General features: G+C 71.2%; 23 protein-coding genes. 11 read left to right on the top strand and 12 right to left on the bottom strand.

The annotated features are described in order from the left end of the window. Window positions 1–130: 130 nt before the first annotated feature. From KV102_RS19665 to KV102_RS15995, 7 genes are all read right to left on the bottom strand, one after another. Window positions 131–1,048 (bottom strand): DUF559 domain-containing protein, encoded by a 918-nt coding sequence (locus tag KV102_RS19665; protein ID WP_220346867.1) that lies wholly within the window; start codon window positions 1,046–1,048, stop codon window positions 131–133. Window positions 1,049–1,189: 141 nt separating this feature from the next. Further along, the gene (gene dusB, locus KV102_RS16020; RefSeq protein ID WP_220341213.1) at window positions 1,190–2,332 is read right to left on the bottom strand and encodes a tRNA dihydrouridine synthase DusB; all 1,143 of its coding nucleotides are present in this window, start codon (window positions 2,330–2,332) and stop codon (window positions 1,190–1,192) included. Between the two features lie 70 nt (window positions 2,333–2,402). Next, a complete protein-coding gene (locus KV102_RS16015) occupies window positions 2,403–3,614 on the bottom strand; it encodes a pyridoxal phosphate-dependent aminotransferase (protein ID WP_220341212.1) in 1,212 nt (403 codons plus the stop codon). A 22-nt stretch (window positions 3,615–3,636) separates the two neighbouring features. Continuing rightward, window positions 3,637–4,239 carry a hypothetical protein gene (locus KV102_RS16010; protein ID WP_220341211.1) on the bottom strand — a complete coding sequence of 201 codons (603 nt, stop codon included), beginning with the start codon at window positions 4,237–4,239 and terminating at the stop codon, window positions 3,637–3,639. Then, window positions 4,236–5,624, bottom strand: coding sequence for a glycine--tRNA ligase (locus tag KV102_RS16005; RefSeq protein WP_220341210.1), 1,389 nt, complete (start codon window positions 5,622–5,624; stop codon window positions 4,236–4,238). The genes KV102_RS16010 and KV102_RS16005 overlap by 4 nt, the downstream gene beginning before the upstream one ends. Window positions 5,625–5,747: 123 nt before the next feature. After that, entirely contained in the window at window positions 5,748–6,737 is a 990-nt protein-coding gene (locus tag KV102_RS16000) for an aldo/keto reductase (protein ID WP_220346866.1), read from the bottom strand. A gap of 25 nt (window positions 6,738–6,762) precedes the next feature. Next, window positions 6,763–7,092, bottom strand: coding sequence for an antibiotic biosynthesis monooxygenase family protein (locus KV102_RS15995; protein WP_220346865.1), 330 nt, complete (start codon window positions 7,090–7,092; stop codon window positions 6,763–6,765). A 45-nt stretch (window positions 7,093–7,137) separates the two neighbouring features. On the opposite strand from KV102_RS15995, the gene KV102_RS15990 reads away from it, so the two are divergent. The 8 genes from KV102_RS15990 to KV102_RS15955 all read left to right on the top strand — a co-directional run bounded on the left by KV102_RS15990 (window position 7,138) and on the right by KV102_RS15955 (window position 14,213). Next, window positions 7,138–7,401, top strand: coding sequence for a hypothetical protein (locus KV102_RS15990; protein ID WP_220341207.1), 264 nt, complete (start codon window positions 7,138–7,140; stop codon window positions 7,399–7,401). A 61-nt stretch (window positions 7,402–7,462) separates the two neighbouring features. Beyond that, entirely contained in the window at window positions 7,463–8,431 is a 969-nt protein-coding gene (locus KV102_RS15985; protein WP_220341206.1) for a metal ABC transporter substrate-binding protein, read from the top strand. Further along, window positions 8,428–9,222, top strand: a complete 795-nt coding sequence (locus KV102_RS15980; RefSeq protein ID WP_220341205.1) for a metal ABC transporter ATP-binding protein — start codon at window positions 8,428–8,430, stop codon at window positions 9,220–9,222. Before KV102_RS15985 ends, KV102_RS15980 begins: the two co-directional genes overlap by 4 nt. Continuing rightward, window positions 9,210–10,073, top strand: a complete 864-nt coding sequence (locus tag KV102_RS15975) for a metal ABC transporter permease (protein ID WP_301021742.1) — start codon at window positions 9,210–9,212, stop codon at window positions 10,071–10,073. The genes KV102_RS15980 and KV102_RS15975 overlap by 13 nt, the downstream gene beginning before the upstream one ends. Next, a complete protein-coding gene (locus KV102_RS15970; protein ID WP_220341204.1) occupies window positions 10,070–10,462 on the top strand; it encodes a Fur family transcriptional regulator in 393 nt (130 codons plus the stop codon). The genes KV102_RS15975 and KV102_RS15970 overlap by 4 nt, the downstream gene beginning before the upstream one ends. Further along, on the top strand, window positions 10,453–11,331 hold the full coding sequence (locus tag KV102_RS15965; protein WP_220341203.1) for a 3-methyladenine DNA glycosylase: 879 nt from the start codon (window positions 10,453–10,455) through the stop codon (window positions 11,329–11,331). The genes KV102_RS15970 and KV102_RS15965 overlap by 10 nt, the downstream gene beginning before the upstream one ends. Window positions 11,332–11,574: 243 nt before the next feature. Beyond that, entirely contained in the window at window positions 11,575–12,783 is a 1,209-nt protein-coding gene (locus KV102_RS19660; protein WP_220346864.1) for an ROK family protein, read from the top strand. A gap of 134 nt (window positions 12,784–12,917) precedes the next feature. Further along, window positions 12,918–14,213, top strand: a complete 1,296-nt coding sequence (locus tag KV102_RS15955) for a C39 family peptidase (RefSeq protein WP_220346863.1) — start codon at window positions 12,918–12,920, stop codon at window positions 14,211–14,213. A gap of 69 nt (window positions 14,214–14,282) precedes the next feature. Here the strand turns inward: KV102_RS15955 and cimA are convergent, their stop codons facing one another. Next, a complete protein-coding gene (cimA, locus tag KV102_RS15950) occupies window positions 14,283–15,872 on the bottom strand; it encodes a citramalate synthase (RefSeq protein WP_220346862.1) in 1,590 nt (529 codons plus the stop codon). 147 nt (window positions 15,873–16,019) lie between these two features. On the opposite strand from cimA, the gene KV102_RS15945 reads away from it, so the two are divergent. Both KV102_RS15945 and KV102_RS15940 read left to right on the top strand, forming a co-directional pair. After that, window positions 16,020–17,078, top strand: coding sequence for an NADP-dependent oxidoreductase (locus tag KV102_RS15945; protein WP_255561125.1), 1,059 nt, complete (start codon window positions 16,020–16,022; stop codon window positions 17,076–17,078). Beyond that, the gene (locus KV102_RS15940) at window positions 17,075–17,770 is read left to right on the top strand and encodes a hypothetical protein (RefSeq protein WP_220341199.1); all 696 of its coding nucleotides are present in this window, start codon (window positions 17,075–17,077) and stop codon (window positions 17,768–17,770) included. The genes KV102_RS15945 and KV102_RS15940 overlap by 4 nt, the downstream gene beginning before the upstream one ends. On the opposite strand, the gene KV102_RS15935 is transcribed toward KV102_RS15940, so the two are convergent. Together KV102_RS15935 and KV102_RS15930 are read right to left on the bottom strand one after the other, a co-directional pair. Beyond that, window positions 17,748–19,193: an FAD-dependent oxidoreductase gene (locus KV102_RS15935; protein WP_220346861.1), complete on the bottom strand. Its 1,446-nt coding sequence runs from the start codon at window positions 19,191–19,193 to the stop codon at window positions 17,748–17,750. The genes KV102_RS15940 and KV102_RS15935 overlap by 23 nt on opposite strands. Beyond that, complete coding sequence (locus KV102_RS15930; RefSeq protein WP_220346860.1) at window positions 19,190–20,143, bottom strand: hypothetical protein; 954 nt, start codon at window positions 20,141–20,143, stop codon at window positions 19,190–19,192. The genes KV102_RS15935 and KV102_RS15930 overlap by 4 nt, the downstream gene beginning before the upstream one ends. A 109-nt stretch (window positions 20,144–20,252) precedes the next feature. Between KV102_RS15930 and KV102_RS15925 the strand changes: the two genes are divergently transcribed. Then, on the top strand, window positions 20,253–21,263 hold the full coding sequence (locus KV102_RS15925) for an NADP-dependent oxidoreductase (protein ID WP_220346859.1): 1,011 nt from the start codon (window positions 20,253–20,255) through the stop codon (window positions 21,261–21,263). A 42-nt stretch (window positions 21,264–21,305) separates the two neighbouring features. Here KV102_RS15925 and KV102_RS15920 read toward each other — a convergent pair whose 3' ends face one another. Both KV102_RS15920 and KV102_RS15915 read right to left on the bottom strand, forming a co-directional pair. Continuing rightward, on the bottom strand, window positions 21,306–22,406 hold the full coding sequence (locus KV102_RS15920) for a branched-chain amino acid aminotransferase (RefSeq protein ID WP_220341195.1): 1,101 nt from the start codon (window positions 22,404–22,406) through the stop codon (window positions 21,306–21,308). A gap of 48 nt (window positions 22,407–22,454) precedes the next feature. Further along, window positions 22,455–23,519 carry a 3-isopropylmalate dehydrogenase gene (locus KV102_RS15915; RefSeq protein WP_220346858.1) on the bottom strand — a complete coding sequence of 355 codons (1,065 nt, stop codon included), beginning with the start codon at window positions 23,517–23,519 and terminating at the stop codon, window positions 22,455–22,457. Window positions 23,520–23,539 lie beyond the last annotated feature (20 nt).

Genomic DNA, 23,539 nt, shown 5'->3' with positions numbered 1-23,539 from the left:
GGCCCGCGCGGCCCGCGGCTACGCCTGCGGCGCCGACGCTCAGCCGACCGTCCGCGTTTCGTCGATTTGCGGTCGGTTCTGTGCGCCCAGACCGACCGCAAATCGACGAAATGCGGACGCGGACGCGGGGTCACCCGAACCAGCGGAGCCACATCGCATTGAGGTGGGGGCGCGGCCCGTCGTACCCGCGGTCGCGCAAAGCGCCGTACACCCTCCAGACGACGCGCTCCATCGTGGGCAGGTCGTCGGCGAGCACGACGATGACGGTCCAGCCGAGGCGTTCCAGCCGCTCGCGCCGGGTCCGGTCGTACGCCCGTTGCTCCGGCGAGCGTTCGTGCCACACACCGTCGTACTCGACGACGACGTGCCACCGCGCGTACACCAGATCGCAGCGTGCGACGAAACCACCGGCACCGTCGGTGATGTCGCGGTTGCACTCCGGCTCGGGCAGACGGGCGAAGACGAGGGCGAGGCGGACGAGGCTCTCCATCGGCGACTCGACTCGCTCCCGGACCAGCGTGAAAGCGCGCCGGGCACGGACCACGCCGTGGAGGTGACAGCCGTCGAGGTACGACCGGAGGCCGGCGAGCGTGGTGTGGCCGGCGTGGAGCAGGTGGTCCGCGGCCTGGACCAGCTCGACGAGCGACAGCACGGTCGCGCAGTCGACGTAGGTCCGATCCGGTCCCGTGCACGCGATGCGGTCACGGACGTACGCGTGCAGGCGCCCGCGACGCCGGTGCAGACGGATCTCGTCGCGGACCACGACACGGGTGGTGTTCGTCGAGAAGTGCAACGGAAGGGGCGACCGGAGCGCCAGGCCCCACAGCCGGAGTGCGGTGAGGTGGCTCGCGAGCGCGTCCTCGGGCATCACCAGGAGGCCTGCTCGCACCCACAGCACCCACGTCATGGCCAGGTCGGCGCGCACGTGCACCCCACGGAAGAGCGCTCGGAACCGACGGCCACGCAGGCCGCGCGCGGACAGTCCGTGGCGCGCTGCCTCCGTGCTCGTGAATGGACGGTCGTACAAGGGGGCGGGTATGGGCTTCACCCGGTCACGGTGGTTCCCGTCGGCCACCTTGGGGCGCAGGCCGAGCCCACCTGTGGACGCCGTCCGCGTTTCGTCGACTTGTGGACGGTCTGCGGCGCAGAAAGCGACCGGAAGTCGACAAAACGGGGACGGGGTCCGCGCTCAGCCGCCGGAGGTTGCGTCCTCGGCGGCGGCGTCGATGTGGGTGACCTCGCGCGAGGTCAGCCAGCCGTCGGGCAGGGCGACCCGCTTCGGGCTCCCCTGCCGCCCGCGCGGCTTGCCGAGCTCGGCGACCGGGTACGGCTCGTCGTGGTCGAGGTCGGCGAGCAGCGCGTCGAGGGCTCCCAGCGAGCTGATCGTCGCGAGCGCGTGGCGCATCTCGCCCCCAGCCCGGAAGCCCTTGAGGTACCACGCGATGTGCTTGCGGAACTCGATGCACCCGCGCTCCTCGCCCATGTCGGCCGAGAGCAGCTCGGCGTGCCGCCGCATCCACCCCGCGACCTCTCCGAGCGACGGCATGGCCGTGTCCTGCTCGCCGGCGAACGCCGCCGCGAGATCGCGGAACAGCCACGGGCGCCCGAGGCAGCCACGCCCCACCACGACGCCGTCGGCGCCGGTCTGCTCCACCATCGCGAGCGCGTCGGAGGCCTCCCAGATGTCACCGTTGCCGAGCACCGGGATGTCGACGGCCTGCTTGAGCGTGGCGATCGACTCCCAGTCGGCACGGCCGGAGTAGTGCTGGGCCGCCGTACGGCCGTGCAGCGCAATCGCGGCGCACCCGGCCTCCTGGGCGATGCGTCCGGCGTCGAGGTAGGTCAGGTGGTCCTCGTCGATGCCCTTGCGGGTCTTCATCGTCACCGGCACGCCGTACGGTCGCGCGGCACGGACGGCCGCGGTCAGGATCTCGCCGAGCAAGGTCGACTTCCACGGCAGAGCGGCACCGCCACCCTTGCGGGTCACCTTGGGGACAGGACAGCCGAAGTTGAGGTCGACGTGCGCGACGCCGTACTCGTCGCAGAGGATCTGCACCGCGCGGCCGATATAGACGGGGTCGATGCCGTACAGCTGGACCGAGCGCACCGACTCCGCCGCGGCGAAGCTCAGCATCCGCAGGCTGATCGGGTCGCGCTCGACGATCCCGCGCGAGGTGATCATCTCGCAGACGTAGAGACCCGCGCCCTGCTCCGCGCACAGCTGCCGGAAGGCGGCGTTGGTGACGCCGGCCATCGGGGCGAGCACGACCGGTGTCGCGACCTCGAGGTCGCCGAGGCGCAGCGACGGGCGTACGGGAGCGGTCGTGGGCATGACGTCCATTCTCCCAGGCGCGGTCAACCGACCCGAGCGGCCAGGCACCGCCGGGGCGTCGTGGGCGTCCTCAGGACGCGTAGGTCTCCAGGAAGCGCGCGATCCGGCCGACGGCGTCCTCGAGGTCCTCGAGCCGAGGCAGCGTGACGATCCGGAAGTGGTCCGGCGTCGGCCAGTTGAACCCGGTCCCCTGGACCACGAGCAGCTTCTGCTCCCGGAGCAGCTCGTAGGCGAACTTCTCGTCGTCGGCGATCGGATACATCTGCGGGTCCAGCCGCGGGAACATGTAGAGCGCACCCCTCGGCTTGACGCAGCTGACGCCGGGGATCGCGGTGAGCAGCTCGTACGCCCGGTTGCGCTGCTCGAGGAGCCGTCCGCCCGGCAGCAGCAGCGCGTTGATCGACTGCCGACCCCCGAGCGCGGTCGCGATCGCGTACTGGGACGGCACGTTGGGGCACAGCCGCATGTTGGCCAGCATGTTGAGGCCCTCGATGTAGCTGCGCGCATGGTGCTTCGGGCCGGTGATCATCATCCAGCCGCTGCGGAAGCCGGCGACGCGGTACGCCTTGGAGAGGCCGTTGAAGGTGACGCAGACGATGTCGTCGGCCACCGACGCCATCAAGGTGTGCTCGGCGTCGTCGTACAGGATCTTGTCGTAGATCTCGTCGGCGTAGACGATCAGCTCGTTCTCGCGCGCCACCTGCGCGATCTCCTCCAGCACCTGCGGTGCATAGACGGCACCGGTCGGGTTGTTGGGGTTGATCACCACGACGGCTTTGGTGCGGTCGGTGACCTTGGAGCGCAGGTCGTCGAGGTCTGGGTTCCAGTCCGAGGCCTCGTCGCACCGGTAGTGCACCGCGGTCCCGCCGGCGAGGCTGACCGCGGCGGTCCACAGCGGATAGTCCGGCATCGGCACGAGCACCTCGTCGCCGTCGTCGAGCAGCGCCTGCATCGCCATCACGATGAGCTCGGACACGCCGTTGCCGATGTAGACGTCCTCGACGTCGACGTCGCAGACGCGCTCCTCGTAGTGCTGCACGATCGCCCGGCGCGCGGGCATCAGGCCCTTGGAGTCGCTGTATCCCTGGGCCTGGTGCAGGTTGGCGATGATGTCGACGAGGATCTCGTCGGGTGCCTCGAACCCGAACGGCGCGGGGTTGCCGATGTTGAGCTTGAGGATGCGGTGGCCCTCGTCCTCGAGGCGCCTGGCCTCCTCGAGAACCGGTCCTCTGATGTCGTAGAGGACGTCGGCCAGCTTCGTGGACTGCATCACCTCGCGCATGGGCCAAGCATGCCAGCGTGCCTCAGCCGACGGGCCAGGAGACCGGGCTGGCGAGATCGGACGTCCGTACCTGCACCGACTGCAGCGTCGCACCCTTCGGTACGAGCAGCACGAAGCAGCCCTTCCACGTCGCGCCCGGCTCGAAGGCCTTCGGCAGCGCACCGCCCGCACAACGCTTGTACGGCTCGCCCCTGAACGTCGTCGGGGGGAAGTAGGCCGGTGTCGAGTCGAACCCGTACACGGGGACCGCGGCGCCACCGAGCGGGTCAGGACCGTCGTTGCGCACCTGGACACCGACGTAGTACGGGGTGGAGGTCGCCGACACCGGGTCGAGCACGTATCCCGCGAGGTCGGCGATCTTCCCCGGCTTCACCGACGAGACGGTCACCGTGATCGCGCTCGCCGCCTCGCCGACGGGATAGCCGACCGTGGCGGGCTTGCCCAGCGCGACCTCCGCCCCGGCCTCGGTCAGCTCCACTCCGTCGGGGAGCTCCACCGCGGACGACGGCTCCGGCGTCGCGTCGGCCGACCCCTCGTCGTCGCCGCCGCTGCACCCTGCGAGGACCAGCCCCACGGCGACGGCCAGGGCGACCAGGCCGCCGCCCCGGGCCGTACGTCGTGTCATGCGCCGATCAGCCGCGCCGCGAGGTACGCAGGGACCTGGTCGAGCGCGACGCGCTCCTGCGTCATCGTGTCGCGCTCGCGGATGGTCACCGCGTTGTCATCCAGGGTGTCGAAGTCGACGGTGATGCAGAACGGCGTGCCGATCTCGTCCTGGCGGCGGTAGCGGCGGCCGATCGCGCCGGCGTCGTCGAACTCGACGTTCCAGCTCTGTCGCAGCTCCGCGGCGAGATCGCGGGCGGCGGGGCTCAGCCGCTCGTTGCGCGAGAGCGGCAGCACCGCGGCCTTGACCGGCGCGAGGCGCGGGTCGAGCGCGAGCACGGTGCGCTTGTCGACACCGCCCTTGGCGTTGGGCGCCTCGTCCTCGCGGTAGGCGTCGACGAGGAACGCCATCATCGACCGGTTCACGCCCGCTGCGGGCTCGATGACGTACGGCGTCCAGCGCTCACCGAGCTCCTGGTCGAAGTAGGAGAGGTCGTTGCCCGAGTGCTTGGAGTGGGTGCCGAGGTCGAAGTCGGTGCGGTTGGCGACACCCTCGAGCTCGCCCCACTCCGAGCCGGCGAAGCGGAAGCGGTACTCGATGTCGACGGTGCGCTTGGAGTAGTGCGACAGCTTCTCGGCCGGGTGCTCGTAGAGCCGGAGGTTGTCGGCGGCCACCCCCAGGTCGGTGTACCAGCGCATGCGCTCGTCGATCCAGTACTGGTGCCACTCCTCGTCCGTGCCCGGCTTGACGAAGAACTCCATCTCCATCTGCTCGAACTCGCGGGTGCGGAAGATGAAGTTGCCGGGCGTGATCTCGTTGCGGAACGACTTGCCGAGCTGGGCGATGCCGAACGGCGGCTTCTTGCGGGCCGCGGCCATCACGAGCGCGAAGTTGACGAAGATGCCCTGAGCCGTCTCGGGACGCAGGTAGTGCATGCCCTCCTCGGAGTCGACCGGACCCAGGAAGGTCTTGAGCAGACCGGAGAACTGGCGCGGCTCGGTCCACTGACCACGGGTGCCGCAGTGGGGGCACACGACCTCGGCCATCGGCACGTCGTCAGGGTTCTCGATGCCCTTCTTGGCCGCGTACGCCTCCTGGAGGTGATCCTCACGGAACCGCTTGTGGCAGTGCTGGCACTCGATCAGCGGGTCGGTGAAGACGTCGACGTGGCCCGACGCCTCCCAGACCGGGCGCGGCAGGATCACGGACGAGTCGAGGCCGACGACGTCGTCGCGGCGCTGGACCATCGCCCGCCACCACTGGCGCTTGATGTTCTCCTTGAGCTCGACGCCGAGCGGACCGTAGTCCCAGGCGGAGCGCGTGCCTCCGTAGATCTCGCCGCTGGGGAACACGAAGCCCCGGCGCTTGGAGAGGCTGACGACGTTGTCGATCACAGAGGCAGGCACAGGTGTGCTCCGTTTCCGGCTGGGTGTCGGCGGGCATGGGCGGTGCGCCGTGGCGGACCGCGCCCGAGTTGGCCGCTCCAGGCTACTCCCTCGCCGCTGACGGACGAGGGGCGCCTCCGAGCCCTACTCGCGTCCCGCGGAGACCCAGGTGGGGTCTGCGGAGCGGTCGCCGACCACGGCGGACGAGACGTCGTCCAGCATGGCCAGCGAGGCGGCGTCGAGGCGCACGGACACGGCACCGACGTTCTCGTCGACACGCTCGGGCCGGCGCGTCCCCGGGATGGGCACGATCGGGAGGCCGAGGCGTCGCCCGTGCTCGTACAGCCAGGCGAGCGCGACCTGGGCCGGTGTCGCGCCCACCTCGTCGGCGACCCGGCGGACGGTCTGGACCACGACCTGGTTGGCGTCGAGCGCCTCCGCCCCGAACCGAGGGAAGGTGTGCCGCATGTCGCCGTCGGGCAGGACGTCGACGGAGCCCGCGAGGAACCCGCGTCCGAGCGGCGAGTACGGGACGAAGCCGACGCCCAGCTCGATCGCCGCAGGGACGACATGGCGCTCGACGTCGCGGCTCCAGATCGACCATTCGCTCTGCACGGCCGCGACCGGGTGCACGGCGTGGGCACGACGCAGCTCGTCGGCGGTCACCTCGGAGAGTCCGAGGTGACGCACCTTCCCGTCGTGCACGAGCTCGGCCATCGCGCCGACGGTCTCCTCGATCGGGACGTCGGGGTCCACGCGGTGCAGGTAGTAGAGGTCCACGACGTCGGTGCCGAGCCGCGTCAAGGAGGCCTCCAGGCACTCACGGACGTACGGCGCGTCGCCCCGGACGACGCGCTCGCCCGTGGTGATGTTGCCCGACACGCCGAACTTCGTCGCAAGCTGCACCTCGTCGCGGCGCTCGGCGAGCAGCCGGCCGATCAGCTCCTCGTTGGTCCCGTTGCCGTAGACGTTGGCGGTGTCGACGAAGGTCACGCCGAGATCCACGGCGTGGGCGAGGGTCGCGAGCGCGGTGTCGGGGTCCGTCCCGCCGTACACCGCGGTCAGCGCCATCCCGCCGAATCCCTGCGCGCTGACCCGCAGTCCGTCACCCAGCTCGATGCTCATGAGGCTCATGCCTGCCGCCAAGGCGTCGCGCTGCTCACCTATTCCCGAGCGGCGGCGTGGCGTCACCGGCCACGTCGGCGATGTCGTCGTACGCGTCGGTGTAGGCCGCGGGCTCCTCGAGGGCCAACGCGTAGGGGGCGGCGGTGGCGACCTTCACGTCGTAGGCCGACAGCGCTCGACGGTAGGCCCCGACGCCCTCCCAGCGCGTGGTGAGCGTCCACAGCGTCGCGTCGTCGAGGTTGCGCCCGACGAAGGCGTCGACGAGGCCGGGGCGGGTTCGAAACGCCTCGACGACGGCGCGTAGATCGTCGGCGAAGACGTCGGCGCGTGCGGAGGGGACGCGGAACCGTGTGATGACCAGCACGCGCGCAGCGTATCCAGCGCCTCACCCGTACGGCAGGATGACGCCATGAGCGACCTGTTCGAACGGCTCCAGAGCTCCCGGGGCGCACGCGTCGCCGTCCCCGTCGCGGGGGCCGCGCTCCTCGTGGTCGGGCTGGCGGCAGACCCGTGGATCGGGGTCCCGGCCCTGCTGCTCCTCATCGTCTTCGTCGGGTGGATGGCGTTCCGGTCCCCCGCTCAGGACAGCGGACTCGCTCGCCTGAGGATGCTGGTCCTCGGCATCCTGGTCGCGCTCACGGTGGGCCGCTTCGTGACGGCGATGCTCGGGTGAGACGAGGCCTGCAGCAGAATCCGTTTTGAGAATGGTTCCCAACTGCAATAGGCTCTCCCTCATGCTCCGCCTCTTCTCGGCCCGTCGTCGGCTCTGCGCCCTCGCCGTCGCTCCGCTCGTCCTCGCTCTCGCCTCGTGCGGCGGTGACGACGCCGGCGGGTCGGACGACCCCGTCAAGGTGGTCGCCGGTGCGTACCCGTTCGCGTACGTGGTCGAGCAGATCGGGGGCACGATGGTGGACGTGGACAACCTGACGCAGCCGGGCGTCGAGCCGCACGACGTCGAGCTCACCGCCAAGCAGATGGCGGCGGTGACCGACGCCGACCTCGTCGTGTTCCTCCACGGCTTCCAGCCGCAGGTCGACGAAGCCGTGGACCAGAGCGGCCTGCCCGACGAGGCGCGGCTCGACGTGGCCGACGTCGTCGAGCTCCTCGGCGTGACCGATGACGACCACACCGTCGAGGAGGGGGGCAAGGCAGACGATGACCACGCGACGGGTGACCACGAGGGCGAGGACCCTCACGTGTGGCTCGACCCCGAACGCATGAGCGAGATCGCCGACGCCGTCGCCGAGCGGCTCGCCGAGATCGATCCCGACAACGCCGACGCCTACCGCACGAACGCCGGCGCGCTCGACACCGAGCTCACGGCTCTGGGCACCGAGTTCGACGAGGGCCTCGCGCAGTGCGAGACCCGCACGTTCGTCACCAGCCACGCGGCCTTCGGCTACCTGGCCGACGCCTACGACCTGACGCAGGTCGCGATCGCCGGGATCGAGCCCAACACCGAGCCCACGACGCAGCAGCTCGCCGACATCGCCGACCTGGTCGAGAGCCAAGGCGTCACCACCGTGTTCACCGAAGAGCTCACCAGCCCGCGCACGGCGGACACGATCGCCCGCGAGAGCGGGGCGACCACCGCCGTGCTCTCCCCCATCGAGGGACTCACCGACGACGACAGCGACGACACCTACCTGACGCTCATGCGTCAGAACCTCGCCGCCCTGCAGAAGGCGAACCGCTGCTCATGACAGCCTCCGCCTCCACCGATCCGCTCACCATCGACGACGTGCACGTCGTCCTGGGAGGACGCGAGGTCGTGCGCGGTGTCTCCCTCGCCGTCCACGAGTCGGAGTTCGTCGTGCTGCTCGGCAGCAACGGCTCGGGCAAGACGACCCTGATGCGGGCGGCGATGGGCGTGATCCCGATCGCGGCAGGCGAGGTCCGGCTCTTCGGCACCCCGCTGCGGCGGTTCCGCGACCGTCAGCGCATCGGCTACGTGCCGCAGCGGTCCACCGCGGCGGCCGGTGTGCCGTCGACGGTCCGCGAGGTCGTGATGAGCGGTCGCCTCTCGCGGCGACCGTTCGCCGGACTCTCCTCCCGCGAGGACCGTCGCAGTGTCGCCGAGGCGATCTCGCTCGTCGACCTGGAGGGCTATGCCGACGAGCCGGCCAGCGAGCTGTCGGGCGGACAGCAGCAGCGCGTGATGATCGCCCGCGGTCTGGCCTCGCGCCCCGACCTCCTGGTGATGGACGAGCCCACCGCCGGGGTCGACGCCCGCAGCCAGCTTGCGCTCGCGGAGCTGTTCGCGCGGCTCCTGGGCGAGGGCCGTGCGATCTTCATGATCGCGCACGAGCTGGGACCGTTCGAGCCCATGATCGACCGGGCCGTCGTCCTGCGCGCGGGCCGTGTCTCCTACGACGGTCCGTGCTCCGGCGGCGACCCCGCCGCAGCCGCCGAGCCGCACAACCAGCACCATCCGCACCTGGTCGCCCCTCAGCCGCGGACCGGGATCGACGAGTCGGGGGTGTGGCCGGCGTGATCGACATCCTCTCGTACGACTTCATGCGACAAGCACTGCTCGCCGCTGTCATCACCGGCCTGACGGCGCCGGCGATCGGCATGTACCTCGTGCAGCGGCGCCTCGCGCTCCTCGGCGACGGGATCGGCCACATCGCCCTCACCGGAGTCGCCGCCGGCCTGCTCACCAACACCCAGCCGCTGCTCACCGCCGTCGTCGTGAGCATCTTCGGCGCCGTCGCGATCGAGCTGCTGCGCACGTACGGCCGCACGAGCGGCGACGTCGCCCTCGCGCTGCTGTTCTACGGCGGGCTGGCCGGCGGCGTCATGCTGACCAACCTCGCCGGCGGCTCGGCAGCAGCGCTCAACAGCTACCTCTTCGGGTCGATCACGACCATCGGCGCCGGCGACCTCGTCATCGTCGGCATCCTGGGGGCGGTCGTCCTCCTGCTCGGGATCGGCCTGTCGCCGCAGCTGTTCGCGGTGTGCCAGGACGAGGAGCACGCGCGCGTCTCCGGCGTGCCCGTGCAGGCGTACGCCCTGCTGATCGCCGTGCTCGCGGCGGTGACGGTCACCGTGTCGATGCGGACCGTCGGGCTGCTGCTGGTCTCGGCGCTCATGGTGGTGCCGGTCGCCGCGGCGCAGCAGGTGAGCCGCAGCTTCCGCGGCACGTTCCTCCTCGCGATGGTGATCGGCACCTTCGCCGCCGTCGCGGGCCTGCTCGGCAGCTACGAGATCAACACCCAGCCCGGCCCGACCATCGTCATCGTCGGCCTCGCCGTATTCCTCGCCGTGGCGGTGGTGGGGCACCTCGCACGCTCGTGGCGACGGCGGGGCCGCCCGGCGCACGACCTCGCGGAGGAGGCCGCATGACCGAGACGCCTGTGCGTACGACGCGCCAGCGGCGCGCCGTGGCCGCTGTGATGGCCGACCTCGACGGCTTCGCGAGCGCGCGCGAGATCCACGACGCGCTGCGTGACCGCGGCGAGTCCGTCGGGCTGTCGACGGTCTACCGCAATCTCCAGGCGCTGGTCGACGCCGAGGAGGTCGACCAGCTGCGCAGCGACGACGGCGAGGTCCTCTATCGCCGGTGCATGACCGACCACCATCACCACCACCTCGTCTGTCGTGAGTGCAACCGCACGGTGGAGGTCCAGGGCCCGGCGCTGGAACGGTGGGTCGAGCAGGTGGGTGCCGAGAACGGGTTCCGGCAGATGTCGCACACCCTCGAGATCTTCGGGACCTGCGACCAGTGCGCCTGAGGCTCGACGAGCGCGACTGGCGCGAGCGGGCGCAGCGTCACCGCGCCCGGGTCGAGCCCTACGTCACCGGCCGGGTGCGACGCCGGCAACGCGGCGAGAAGCATCCGGTCGACGACTTCCTCTTCGAGTACTACGGCTACTCCCCCGCTCGGCTGATGCGCTGGCACCCCGGCGCGGGCGTCGTGCTCGGCGGTGACGCGTCGGAGTACGCGCAGCTCGGGACGTACCGCACGTACGACGACGGCGTCGGCGCCGACCTGGGGCGGATCGCCGGCCGACGGGACGGCTTCGAGTGGACCCGCGGTCTGCTCGCGCTCACGGCCTCGCGTCCGGGCCGCACCGACTGCTTCGGTCTGCACGAGTGGGCCATGGTCTATCGCCAGGCTCCCGACGAGGTCCGCCATGCGTCGTGGCCCCTGCGCCTGGGCACGGCTGGGACCGATGCCGTCGTCGAGGCCCACCAGCTCCGGTGCACCCACGTCGATGCCTACCGGTTCTTCACGCCGGAGGCGGCACCCCGCAACGCGTCGTCGCCGAGCCGTGAGACCCAGCGCGCCATGGAGCAGCCGGGCTGCCTGCACGCCAACATGGACCTCTACAAGTGGGCCATGAAGCTCGTGCCGTACGGAGACTCCGACCTGCTGGTCGACTGCTTCGCGCTGGCCCGTGACGTGCGCGAGCTAGACATGCGCGCCGCGCCGTACGACCTCTCCGCGCTGGGCTGCACGCCGGTGCCGATCGAGACGCCCGAGGGCAAGGCCGAGTACGTACGGCTCCAGCGCGCGCACGCCGAGCGCGCGGCCGGTCTGCGCGCGCGTCTGCTCGCCGACTACGACCGCGCCCTCGCCGCAGGCGCCCAGACACGCTGAGCGTCTCCTCGCGGAGAGGCACGCGGGTGGAGGGCCGCCGTCTGCCCTCCACCCGCACTCTCCCAGGGTGACCCGCCAGGGCGGGTCGTCGAAGGGTTGCGGTCACCTTGACGGCAACCGCGCCGACGTCCCAGCGGTCGAGAATGCTGCGCCGAGGAGCCCGCTGACGCTAAGGTCGCTCTAGTCACCTAACTTTATCCACTTAAGTGGCTCCGCGATGACGCCGTGACGAAACGAGGGCTCGTGAAGACGTTCCAGCAGGACAGCTCGACCGCCGGGCTCGTGCTTCGCACGGTTCTCCACCACGGGGTCGCCTTCCGGGACCAGATCGCGGACTCCACCGGTCTGAGCGCCGCGACCGTCGGTCGGCAGGTCACCGCCCTGGCACGGCGCGGGCTGCTGCGCGAACGCCCCGACTGCACGCGCAGCGGGCACGTCGGGCGACCGAGCATCCCGGTCGAGGTCGACGACAGGCGCCTGTCGGCCGGCGCCGTCCACATCGGGCGGCTGGTGACCACCGTCGCCCTGACCGACCTCCGGGGACGGGTCCTCGGCATCGCCCATCTCCCGACCCGGGGCAGCGACCGCGACCTCGCTACCGTCGCCGCTCGTCGTCTGGTCGGGCTCCGGGCCGGCATCGGCGACCGCACGCTCGTGACCGCGGCCGTCGTCGCACCGTGGGAGGCGCTGGACCGCTCACCGATGGTCGCCGGGCGTGCGCTGCGCGACGTCACCGCGCTGCCCACCGCCACGGCCGACCACGTCGCCGCGGTCGCTGCGGCCGACCTCCTGTCGTCGCCGGAGCACGCCCAGGGCACGACGGTCTACGTCTACGCACGAGAGACCGTGGGCGTGGCCACGGTGCATGACGGCGCCGTCCCGTCGGGCGGACGCCGGACCGGCAGTGTCACCCACCTGCCCACCACCTCCGACGCCCCTTGCTCCTGCGGGTCACGCGGCTGCCTCGGCGCCACCGTCGCCGCGATCGGGCCGGCCGCGCACGCCGCGGGCATCGTGACCCGGCCCGACGTCGAGCTGGTGCACGCCGCGGGGCTCAGCGGGGACGCGACGGCGCACGCGCTGCTCATGGCGCGGGCCGACCACCTCGGGCGGGCGGTGGCGATCGTCCGCGATCTCCTCGACCCCAACAGGGTGGTCCTGGCCGGGCAGGCATTCACTGCCTATCCGCCCGCGGCGCCGGTCGTCCTCGACGCGTTCCGCCGGACGACCGGCCTCGGTCCGGTCCCGATCTCGCTCTCGCGGTTCGGCGCCGAGGTGCAGGCGGCAGCCGCGGGTGCCATCGCGCTCGGGCCGCTCTACCGCGACCCGATCGCGGCCCTCGACCGCTACGAGCGGCTCGCCCAGCGCTCCCTCGGCACGCGCCGCTCCCGACCGACGGGCCCCACGGCGGCCCGCGCCGGCGGGACGGATGCCCGGCTCCAGACTGCCTGACTCGGGATACGTTCCGGATATCGCACCGCGACGCGGGCGGCCCCGACGTCTACCATCCGAGGGGCGAGACGCAGTGTTCCCTGCCAGGCTGATCGTGCGGGAAGATCGCCGCACTCACCAGCCCGAGGAGCGCCATGTTCCGTCAGACCGCGATAGGTATCGCAAGCCTTGCCACCATCGCCGCCGTGACCGCCCCGGTCGCCCCGGTCAACGCCACATCCGAGCCCACCGTCGCGTCGCCCCAGATCACCGCGAAGCACTGGGACAGCGTCCGCGACTTCGCACGCGGCACCTGGGAGGGCGTGATCCCCGCGCTCGACGGGAGCCTCGTCATCAGCCCCAGGTCGAAGCGGACGACCACCTACGCCGACCCCTTCGCGGCCGGCACGGAGAAGTCGTACGTGTACGGACGCTGGACGTCCCCGGTCGTCACGCCCGGCTACGCGATCGACGAGTCGATCACGTCCTGGAACGCGCGGACACCGACCGGCACGTTCGTCGAGACCACCTTCCGCGGCAAGCTGCCCGACGGCACGTGGACCAAGTGGTACGTGATGGGCCGCTGGGCCTCCGGCGACGACTTCGCGGCCGGCGACATCCACCGGACGTCGGTCGACGGCCAGGGCGATGCCAACGCCAACATCTGGACGGACACGTTCTCCGCCCGCACCGGCCGAGAGCCGGTCGCCTACCAGACGCGGGTCACGCTGCTCCGTCCTGAGGGCACCCGGAAGTCCCCGCGCCTCGACGGGGTCACGACCATGACCAACGAGCTGCTCGCCGGAGACGACGGGGTCACGAGCGACTTCACGCTCGGCCGCCACGTCGAGCTGCCCGTCCCTCGGTTCTCGCAGAACATCCACAAGGGCGAGTACCCCGAGTTCGGCGGCGGCGGCCAGGTCTGGTGCTCGCCCACGTCGACGACGATGGTGCAGTACTACTGGGGCAAGCGCTACCAGGTGCCGCGCCGAGAGCTCGCTGACATCGTCGCTCCCAACGGGGACCCCCAGGTCGACTACGCCGCGATCAAGACGTGGGACTACACCTACGAGGGTGCGGGCAACTGGCCGTTCAACGCGGCGTACGCCCACACCTTCGGGCTCGACACGTTCGTCACCCGACTGCGGTCGCTCGCCGAGGCGGAGCGGCTGGTCGCGGCGGGGATCCCGGTGATCACGTCGCTGTCGTGGGACCTCGACGAGATGCCCGAGGCGGGCTACGAGACCAACGGCCACCTGATGGTGCTCATCGGCTTCACCGCTGACGGCGACCCGATCCTCAACGACCCTGCGTCGAGCAGCAACGAGGCCGTCCGCAACGTCTACACCCGCGAGAACTTCGAGAAGGTCTGGCAGGACTCGACCGGCGGAGTCTCGTACCTGTACCGGCCGCCGGGCAAGCGGCTGCCGGGTGGCGCGACCAACTGGTGACACGCTGACGCGGGACCCGACGATCACGCAGTACGGGGTGGTCGTCGGGTCCTCTCGTCGGTGCTGACGTCAGCCGTGGTGGCGCAACCCGTACGTGAACGCGTCGAGCAGCGCCTCCCAGGACGCCTCGACGATGTTGTGCCCGACGCCGACCGTGGTCCAGGTCGATCTGCCGTCGGTGGTGCTGAGGAGAACCCTGATCCTCGCGTCCGTCCCGCCGGCCTCGTCGAGGATGCGCACGCGGTAGTCGTTCAGCCCGAACGTCGACACATCAGGGAACGCCTGCTCGATCGCCGTACGCAGCGCATGGTCGAGCGCTGAGACGGGACCGTTGCCCTCGCCGGTCACGACGTACCGACGGCCGCCCGCACGCAGCTTGACCGTCGCCTCCGATGGTGCCTCCTCCCCCGCCGCGTGGTGCGACTCGGTGATCACGCGCCACGACTCCACGTCGAAGTAGGAGGGCCGCCGGCCCTCGACGAGCCCGGCCAGCAGCAGCTCGAACGACGCGTCGGCCGCCTCGAACGTGTAGCCGGCCTGCTCACGCTCCTTCACGACCTCGGTCACGCGCACCAGCATCGCCGGGTCGTCGGCGAGGTGGAAGCCGAGCTCCTTGCCCTTGAGCTCGATCGTCGCCCTGCCGGCCATCTCTGAGACGAGGAGACGCATGTCGTTGCCGACGAGCTCGGGATCGATGTGCTGGTAGAGGTCGGGGTCGACCCGGATCGCGCTCGCGTGCAGGCCCGCCTTGTGCGCGAAGGCCGAGACGCCCGTGTACGGCTGCCGCGCGCCGGGCGGATAGTTGGTCACCTCGGCGATGGCGTGGGCGATGCGGGTCGCCTCCCGCAGCGAGCCCCGTGGCATGACCTTCTGACCCAGCTTGAGCTCGAGGTTGGCGACCGACGTGACGAGGTCGGCGTTGCCGGTCCGCTCGCCGTACCCGTTGATGCAGCCCTGCAGGTGCGTGGCACCGGCCTGGACGGCGGCCACCGAGTTCGCCACCGCGCAGCCGGTGTCGTTGTGGGCGTGGATGCCCAGCCGCGCTCCCGTGGTCGCGGCGACGTCGGAGACGATCTCGCCGACCCAGTGCGGCAGCATGCCGCCGTTGGTGTCGCAGAGCACGACGACCTCGGCGCCCGCCTCGGCGGCCGCGCGGACAACCTCCAGCGCGTAGGACCGGTTGGCGCGGTATCCGTCGAAGAAGTGCTCGCAGTCCAGGAAGACGCGCTGCCCCTCTGAACGCAGGTGGCGCACCGTGTCGCGGACCATCGCGAGGTTCTCCTCCAACGTGGTCCGCAGCGCGAGCTCGACATGGCGGTCGTGGCTCTTGGCGACGAGCGTCACGACCGAGGCGCCCGAGTCGCGCAACGCCCCGACGAGCGCGTCGTCGCCCGCGGCAGACCCGGCACGGCGGGTCGCCCCGAAGGCGGCGAGCGTCGCGTTCTGCAGCGACAGCTCCGTCCGCGCGCGGGCGAAGAACTCCGTGTCCTTCGGGTTCGAGCCCGGCCAACCGCCTTCGATGTAGCCCACGCCCAGCTCGTCGAGGTGGCGCGAGATCACGAGCTTGTCGGCGACGGACAGGTTGAGACCCTCCTGCTGGGCGCCGTCGCGCAGGGTGGTGTCGTAGACGTGGAACGTGGGGTCGGGTGCGGTGCTCATGGTGGAACTTCCTCGCGCGCGGGACAACAAAAAAGCCCCTCGGAGTACGAGAGGCTGCGCGTCGGACCCGGATCGCGGGTCAGACGCGCTGATGAATGATCACGAGGGTCATGTGATGCATGGGACCCACTCTAGACTGAGAGAACCATGACTTCCAGCGCAGCCTCAATGCCCACGATCAACCGCGCCGTGCGGCTCGCCAGCCGACCGCACGGCGAGCCCACGTCGGACAACTTCGTCCTCGACGACGAGCCGACGGCCGAGCCGGGCCCCGACGAGCTGCTCCTGAGGACGATCTACCTCTCCCTCGACCCCTACATGCGCGGTCGGATGTCGGAGGCCGAGTCGTACGCCGTCCCGGTCCCGGTCGGCGGCGTGATGGAGGGCGGGACGGTGTGCGAGGTGGTCGCCACCCGCAGCGACCTGTACGAGGTGGGCGACATCGTCCTCGCCCACACCGGCTGGCAGCAGTACGCCGTGGCCTCCGACAAGGCCGTACGTCGGATCGACCCGGCACGCGCCCCCATCACGACGGCGCTCGGCGTGCTCGGGATGCCCGGGTTCACTGCGTACGCCGGCCTGCTGGTGATCGCCGACCCACAGCCGTCCGAGACGGTCGTGGTCGCCGCGGCCGCCGGACCGGTCGGCTCGGCGGTCGGCCAGATCGCAAGGATCAAGGGCGCGCGCGCCGTGGGGATCGCCGGCGGACCGGACAAGGTGGCATATGTCAAGGACGAGCTCGGCTTCGACGAGGCGATCGACCACCGCGCACCCGACTTCGTCGACCAGCTCGCCGCCGCGACTCCCGGGGGCATCGACGTCTACTTCGAGAACGTCGGGGGCAAGGTCTTCGAGGCGGTGCTGCCACGCATGAACGAGTTCGGTCGCATCCCGGTGTGCGGCCTCGTCTCGCAGTACAACGCGACGGGCACCCCCGAGGGCCCCGACCGGCTGCCCGCCCTCATGAACCGGATCCTCGTCCGCAGCCTCACCGTCCGCGGCTTCATCCAGCGCGAGTTCGTCAGGCTCCACTACCGCCGGTTCCAGGAGGAGATGGGCGACTGGGTCGCCCAGGGCAAGATCCGCTACCGGGAGCATGTCGTCGAAGGACTGGACAACGCGCCCGACGCCTTCGTGGGGATGCTCAAGGGCACCAACTTCGGCAAGCTCCTGGTGCAGGTCGGCTCGGACCCGACGACGTCGTGACGCGGCCCGTCCCGATCCCCCGCGGGGTCGCCGCGCTGTACGTCGTCCTCACCGACGAGCCGCTCGAGTCCGACTCCCCCGCTCCTCCGCTGCCGCCTGTGAGCCTCCTGCTCGCCCGGGGCTCGAGCCCCAAGGCGGTCCGCTACGCCGAGTCCTTGACGTACGCGACCGCCGTGTCCGCGGAGTCCGACGTCTCCGAGGCGTTGGAGGTGCAGCGACGCACCCAGGCCGAGGCGCGGGCGCTGGCCGCCGAGCACGTCGGCATCGTGGTGGACGCGGCCGTTCCCCGCCTGCTCGGACCCGAAGCGCCGCACCCCGAGGTGCTAAGGATCAGCGAGTGGTTCGTCCTGGAGCGTCCCGACGAGTCGACGACCACGACCCACGGCCTGGCGAGGTTCGGCCTGCCGGAGCTCGTGGTGCCGGACGCCGACCCCGATGCCCTGCCGATGTACGACGCGGTGCTCACGGGGATCGCCCAGCGTGTGACCGAGGAGTGGCCCGACAACGACCCGGTGGGGCCGGCCACCATCACGCTGCGCGACGTCGCCCGTGGCTACGGTGACGCCGGCGCCGGCGGCGACGACCCGACCCTCGCACGACGTGTGGACGTGACGCTGGCCTACGACGCCGACCGTGACCTCCTGGTGGTCACGCTGCACGACGACCCGGCTAAGGCTCTCTTCTCGGCGTGACGGCTCGCCCCAGGTCGGTCCCGAGGAGCCGGCCGAAGGTGAGTGCGGGGGTGACGAGCATCCCCGAGCAGAAGCTGTTGCCACAGGTCGCGCCCGCGCCGATGACCTCGCCGACGGCGTACAGCCCGGGGATCGGGTTCCCCGACTCGTCCCGGACCGCGAGGGATGTGTCCACGTCCAGGCCCTGGAAGGTCACCAACGTGATCGCGTGGTTCCGGACCGCGTAGAACGGCGGAGCGGCGATGGGCGCCGGGAGGAACGTCCGCCCGTGCGCCGGGTCGTGCCCGCTCGCGACCGCCTCGTTGTAGGTGCCGACGGTCTCGCGCAGGCCGGCGGCGTCGATGCCTGCGAGGTCCGCGAGATCGTCGAGGGTGTCGGCGGCATGCAGGCCGGGACGGGTGTTCATCATCGCGCGGACCTCGTCCGGCTCCTTGCCGACGACCATCTGCTGCGTCGTCCCGGACGCGGCCGACAGCGCCACGTCGTCGAAGACCGTCCAGAAGGTCTGGTCGGTGACCTCGGCGAGCGCGCGTTCCTTGAGGTCGATCGACTCCTCGTCCTCGGCCACCCACCGCCGACCGTGCCGGTCGACGTAGATCTCCCAGGGGGGACGCTCGCTGGTGAGCCGCTGCCGGTCGGACCAGTTGGCGCGCCCGGGGGTACGGGGATCGGGGAGTCCGCCGAACGTGGGAAGAGAGGTTCCCTGTCCCTGCAGCCGCGCGCCGACCGACATCCCCAGGTGGAGTCCGTCGCCGGTCGCGGTGCGCGCCGCGGCCGAGACCAGCGGTGCGCCCTCGAGCTCGGCGAAGAGGTCGGGGTCGGCGCCGTAGCCACCGGTCGCGAGCACCACGGCGGCGGCCGACACCGCGACGTCCCGACCCTCGCGATAGACGTCGACCCCGACGACCGCCCCGGACTCGTCGGTCAGGATCTCGGTCACGGCCGCGTTCGTCCACAGCACCAGGCCCTGCTCGGCGCACGCACGCTCCAGCTCGGGCCTGAGCACGTCGAGGACCGACACGCCCTCGTCGGTGCCGTAGCTGGTCCGCGGCGTCTCGTACGGCTCGTGCCCGTAGATGATCCGCGGTGTCTCGGGCGCGAAGGCGAAGCCGTGGTCGTCGAGCCAGTCGAGGGTCGCCGGAGCCTCGCGGGCGACGATCTGGACCAGATCGTCGCGCGCTGTCCCGCTGCTGATGCGGCGGATGTCGGCCAGATGTGCCTCGGGGCTGTCCTCGATCCCCCGCTCGCGCTGGCGGCGGTAGCCACCGGCCGCCATGTGTCCTCCGCTGAGGTGCAGCGTGCCGCCGATGCGGGTGTCCTTCTCCACGAGGAGCACACGGGCGCCGGCGTCAGCGGCATGGACGGCGCAGGGGATGCCCGCGGTCCCGGCACCCACGACGATCACGTCGAACGTCTCGTTCATGCCTGGTCTCCCTGGACCTCGATCACCAGGTGCGGCACTCCCGACGGAGGGTGGACCACCGCCGCCCGTGTCTCGCCGAACGGCGCGAGCGTCAGACCGACCGTCTCCCCCGCCAGCACGCCCGCACGGTCTCGCACGCCGTCCAGGTCGCCGGTGACGACCACCGCACCGAGCAGGCCGCGGCGTGGGGGGACGGCGCGCCCCCGCAGCGACGCACCCGCCTCCCCACCGCGCTCGACCACGTACCTGACCAGCCCGATGTACGGCTCGTCGGCGGCGGTCCCGACACAGCAGCCCTCCATCCTGACCCGCGTGCCAGCACCCACCAGGTCGGCGACGGACGCGCCGTCGACGACGTACTCGTGCACGACCTTCCAGCCGAAAACGTCGGCACAGAAGGCCGCGGCCGCGTCGACGTCGCTCACGGGCGCGGTGATGCCGAGGACCTCGCTGACCGCCCTGTCGGTCACCCGTACGTAGGGATCGAGCGCTCCGGGCGCGCCGCCGAGCAGGGCCACCGTGAGGGTGTCGGCGCCTCGGACGTGTGCTTCTCTCAGCCCGGTGCCTGCCATGTCGTACTCACCGTCCGGCGTCGTCACGTCGAAGCCGGCCGCCGCGGCCTGGGCGGCCGCCGCCGCGAGGTCGGGCGCGTGGAAGTCGATGACCTTGAACGCGTCGCGGTCCAGCGGCGCAGCGGGATCACGGACCGTCTCGTCCGAGGGCGCCTCGAACCGGCACACCACGGCTCCCGCGACGGCTCCAGGAGTCTGCAGCGCCACGACGGAGGTCTCCCCCGCTCCGGCGCCGAGGAGGACGCCCGCGTCACGCGCGCCGAGCACGGTCTCTCCCCGCTCCTCCATCCCGAGCACGGACACGAAGAGGCGGCGCTGCGCGTCGAGATCGCGCGCGGAGACGAGCGGACCGAAGAGGTGGGAGTCCGACGGTGGCACCGGCGCTCCTTCCGACGCGGCGTGCCGACCGAAGGGATCCGTCGTCACACCTGATGGAATGGTGTTCCATTATGGCTCAGCACACTTTCACCGAGGAAGAGGCCCTCCGATGACTGCACCCCGCCACGTCGACGCCGTCGTGCTGCGCCGCCGCCCCAGCGGACTCCCCCGGCCGGACGACCTCGCCCTCTCCGAGGTCGAGGTTCCCACACTCGGTGACGACGAGGTCCGCGTCTCGGTGCTCGACCTCTCGCTCGACCCCTACCTCCGCTCGACGCTGGCGGGACGGCACCTCGACGACGCCCCCGTCGCCGTCGGCGACGTCGTCCCCGGTCGTTCCGTCGGGCGCGTGCTCGCGTCGCGCGCCGCCGACATCCCCGAGGGAGCGCTCGTGCTGGCCGAGACCGGCTGGCGGGCCGAGGCCGTCGTCGCCGCGAAGCAGACCACACTCGTCCGTGTGCCCGCTGGGGTCCCCGCCTCCGCCGCGCTCGGCGCACTCGGGATGCCGGGGCTCACCGCGTACGCCGCGATCGTCCGACACCTCACACCTCGGCCCGGCGAAACCGTGGTCGTCGGCGCGGCGACCGGGGGCGTCGGCTCTGTCGCCGGGGCGCTGGCCCGCGACCGTGGGGCGCGGACGGTGGCGATCGTGGGCGACGACGACAAGGCGGCGGACGCGATCGACCGGCTCGGGTACGCGGCGGCGGTCGTCCGCGGGCGCGACGGCTGGGAGGACGCGCTGGCAGCGGCGTGCGCGGACGGCATCGACGGCTATCTGCACATGGGCGACATGCCGACGCTGCACGCCGTGGTGCGCCGGCTCGCGCCGCACGCGAGGGTCTCGCTGTGCGGGCTCATGGACCAGTACAACGACGGGCCTCCCACGACGCTGCCCGTCGCCGCGATCATCATGGCGCGCGCCACGGTGCACGGGATGGTCGTGTACGACCACGTCGACCTCGTCGGCGCCCAGCTCGCCGAGGTCGCGGCACTGCTCGCCGACGGATCGCTGACGCTGCACGAGGAGCGCCACGAGGGTCTCGCCTCCGCGCCCGCGGCGTTCGCCCGGCTGATGGCCGGCCGCAACCGCGGCAAGGTCGTCGTCACCGTCGGACGCTGACGTCGTACGGCGAGGTCGGCGGCAGTCGCCGCCGACCACGCCTCATCCGATGCGGTGCATCCAGCCGTGGGTGTCCTCGGCGCGGCCGTACTGGAGATCGATGAGCGCCTCGCGGATCGCCATCGTCACCTTGCCGCCGTCGCCGTCGCTGCAGACCGCCTCGCCACCGTCCCAGCGCAGGGCACCGACCGGCGTCACGACCGCTGCGGTGCCGCAGGCGAACACCTCGGTCACCCGTCCGCTCGCGACACCGTCGATCCACTCGTCGATGGTGTAGCGACGCTGCTCGACGGTGCGACCCAGGTCGGCTGCGATCGTGCTGACCGCGTCGCGCGTGATGCCGTCGAGGATCGAGTCGCTGGCCGGCGTCACGATGGTGCCGTCGTCGTGGACGAAGTAGAGGTTCATGCCCCCGAGCTCTTCGATGTAGGTGTGCTTCTCGGAGTCGAGGAACACGACCTGCTCGCACCCGTGCTCGGCGGCGATCTGCTGCGGGAGGAGGCTCGAGGCGTAGTTGCCACCACACTTCGCCGCGCCCGTGCCGCCGGCGCCGGCGCGGGCGTACTCGCGCGTGAGCCAGATGTTGACGGGCTTGACCCCACCGGAGAAGTAGGCGCCTGCGGGTGAGGCGATCACGCAGTACGTGACGTGCTTGCTCGGTCGCACGCCCAGGAACGCCTCGGAGGCGAACATGAAGGGCCGCAGATAGAGACTGGTCTCGCCGCCGGTCGGGACCCACGCGCGGTCGGTCTCGACGAGCGCATCGATGGAGCCGACGAACCAGTCGACCGGGAGCTCGGGGAGCGCGAGGCGGTGCGCCGAGCGCTGGAAACGCCGGGCGTTCTCCTCGGGACGGAACGTCCAGATCGAGCCGTCGTCGTGCGCGTACGCCTTGAGACCCTCGAAGATCTCCTGGGCGTAGTGGAGGACCGCGGTGGCGGGGTCGAGCTGGAGCGGACCGTACGGCTTGATCGTCGGCGCCGTCCATCCGGTCTCCGGCGTCCACTCGGCGGTGAACATGTGGTCGCTGAAGTAGCGCCCGAACCCGGGGTCGGCGAGGATCTCGGCGCGACGCTGCTCTGGCACGGGCGACGGGGTCGGCTCGAGCGCGAACGAGAACGTGGCGTCGGCAGAGGTGGTCATGAGTGGCACGGTACTGGACCTTTCAGAGGGGGACGAGAGGAGGCAAGGTCACACCTCCGGTACGTCACCGGCCACACGCGACGCGATGGCCTCCCCCACCTCCTTGGTGGTGCGCCGTCCTGTCCTGGCGGTGATGTCCGCCGCGATCGCGCGGTCGAGCTGCGCGGCGGCCTCGGTGAGACCGAGGTGGGCGAGGAGCAGTGCGACCGATCCGATGGCAGCGGTCGGGTCGGCGACGCCCTGCCCTGCGATGTCGGGGGCGGAGCCGTGCACGGGCTCGAACATGCTCGGCGCCGTACGGTCGGGGTTGATGTTCGCGCTCGCGGCGAGGCCGATGCCTCCGGAGATCGCCCCGGCCAGGTCGGTCAGGATGTCACCGAACAAGTTGTCGGTGACGATGACGTCGAAGCGGGCGGGATCGGTCACCAGGAAGATCGTCGCCGCGTCGACGTGGAGGTAGTCGACGGCGACGTCGGGGAACTCCGGCGCGACCTGGTCCACGATGCGTGACCAGAGGCTGCCCGCGTGGACCAGCACATTGGTCTTGTGGACGAGCGTCAGCTTGTTGCGGCGCGTCCGGGCCCGCGCGAAGGCGTCGCGCACGACGCGTTCGACACCGAAGGCGGTGTTGAGGCTGACCTCGGTCGCCACCTCGTGGGGAGTGTCGGCGCGCAACCGGCCGCCGTTACCGACGTACGGGCCCTCCGTGCCCTCGCGCACGACGACGAAGTCCACCTCGCCCGCGTCACGCAGCGGGGAGTCGACCTGCGAGTACGTCCTGGTGGGACGCAGGTTCACGTAGTGGTCGAGCTCGAAGCGCAGACGCAGGAGCAGGTTGCGCTCCAGGAGTCCGGCGGGGATGCGGGGATCGCCCGGCCTGCCGCCGATCGCTCCGAGAAGGATCGCGTCGTGGCCGCGGATCTCGGCCAGCGTCGCGTCAGGAAGAACCTCTCCTGACTCGAGGTAGTGCTCGGCACCGAGAACGTACGGCGTCTGGGTGAAGGTGATCCCGTGGACGCGCGCGACCTCGTCGAGGACGCGGGTCGCCTCGGCGACGACCTCGGGGCCGATCCCGTCTCCGGGGATCACGGCCAGGGAGAAGCTGCGTGTCATGGGTGCACTCTACTGGCGCC

Source organism: Mumia sp. zg.B53, from assembly GCF_019550935.1.
GTDB lineage: Bacteria > Actinomycetota > Actinomycetes > Propionibacteriales > Nocardioidaceae > Mumia.
Note: the sequence above shows the minus strand (reverse complement) of the source record. Positions and strands in the feature narration are given on the sequence as shown.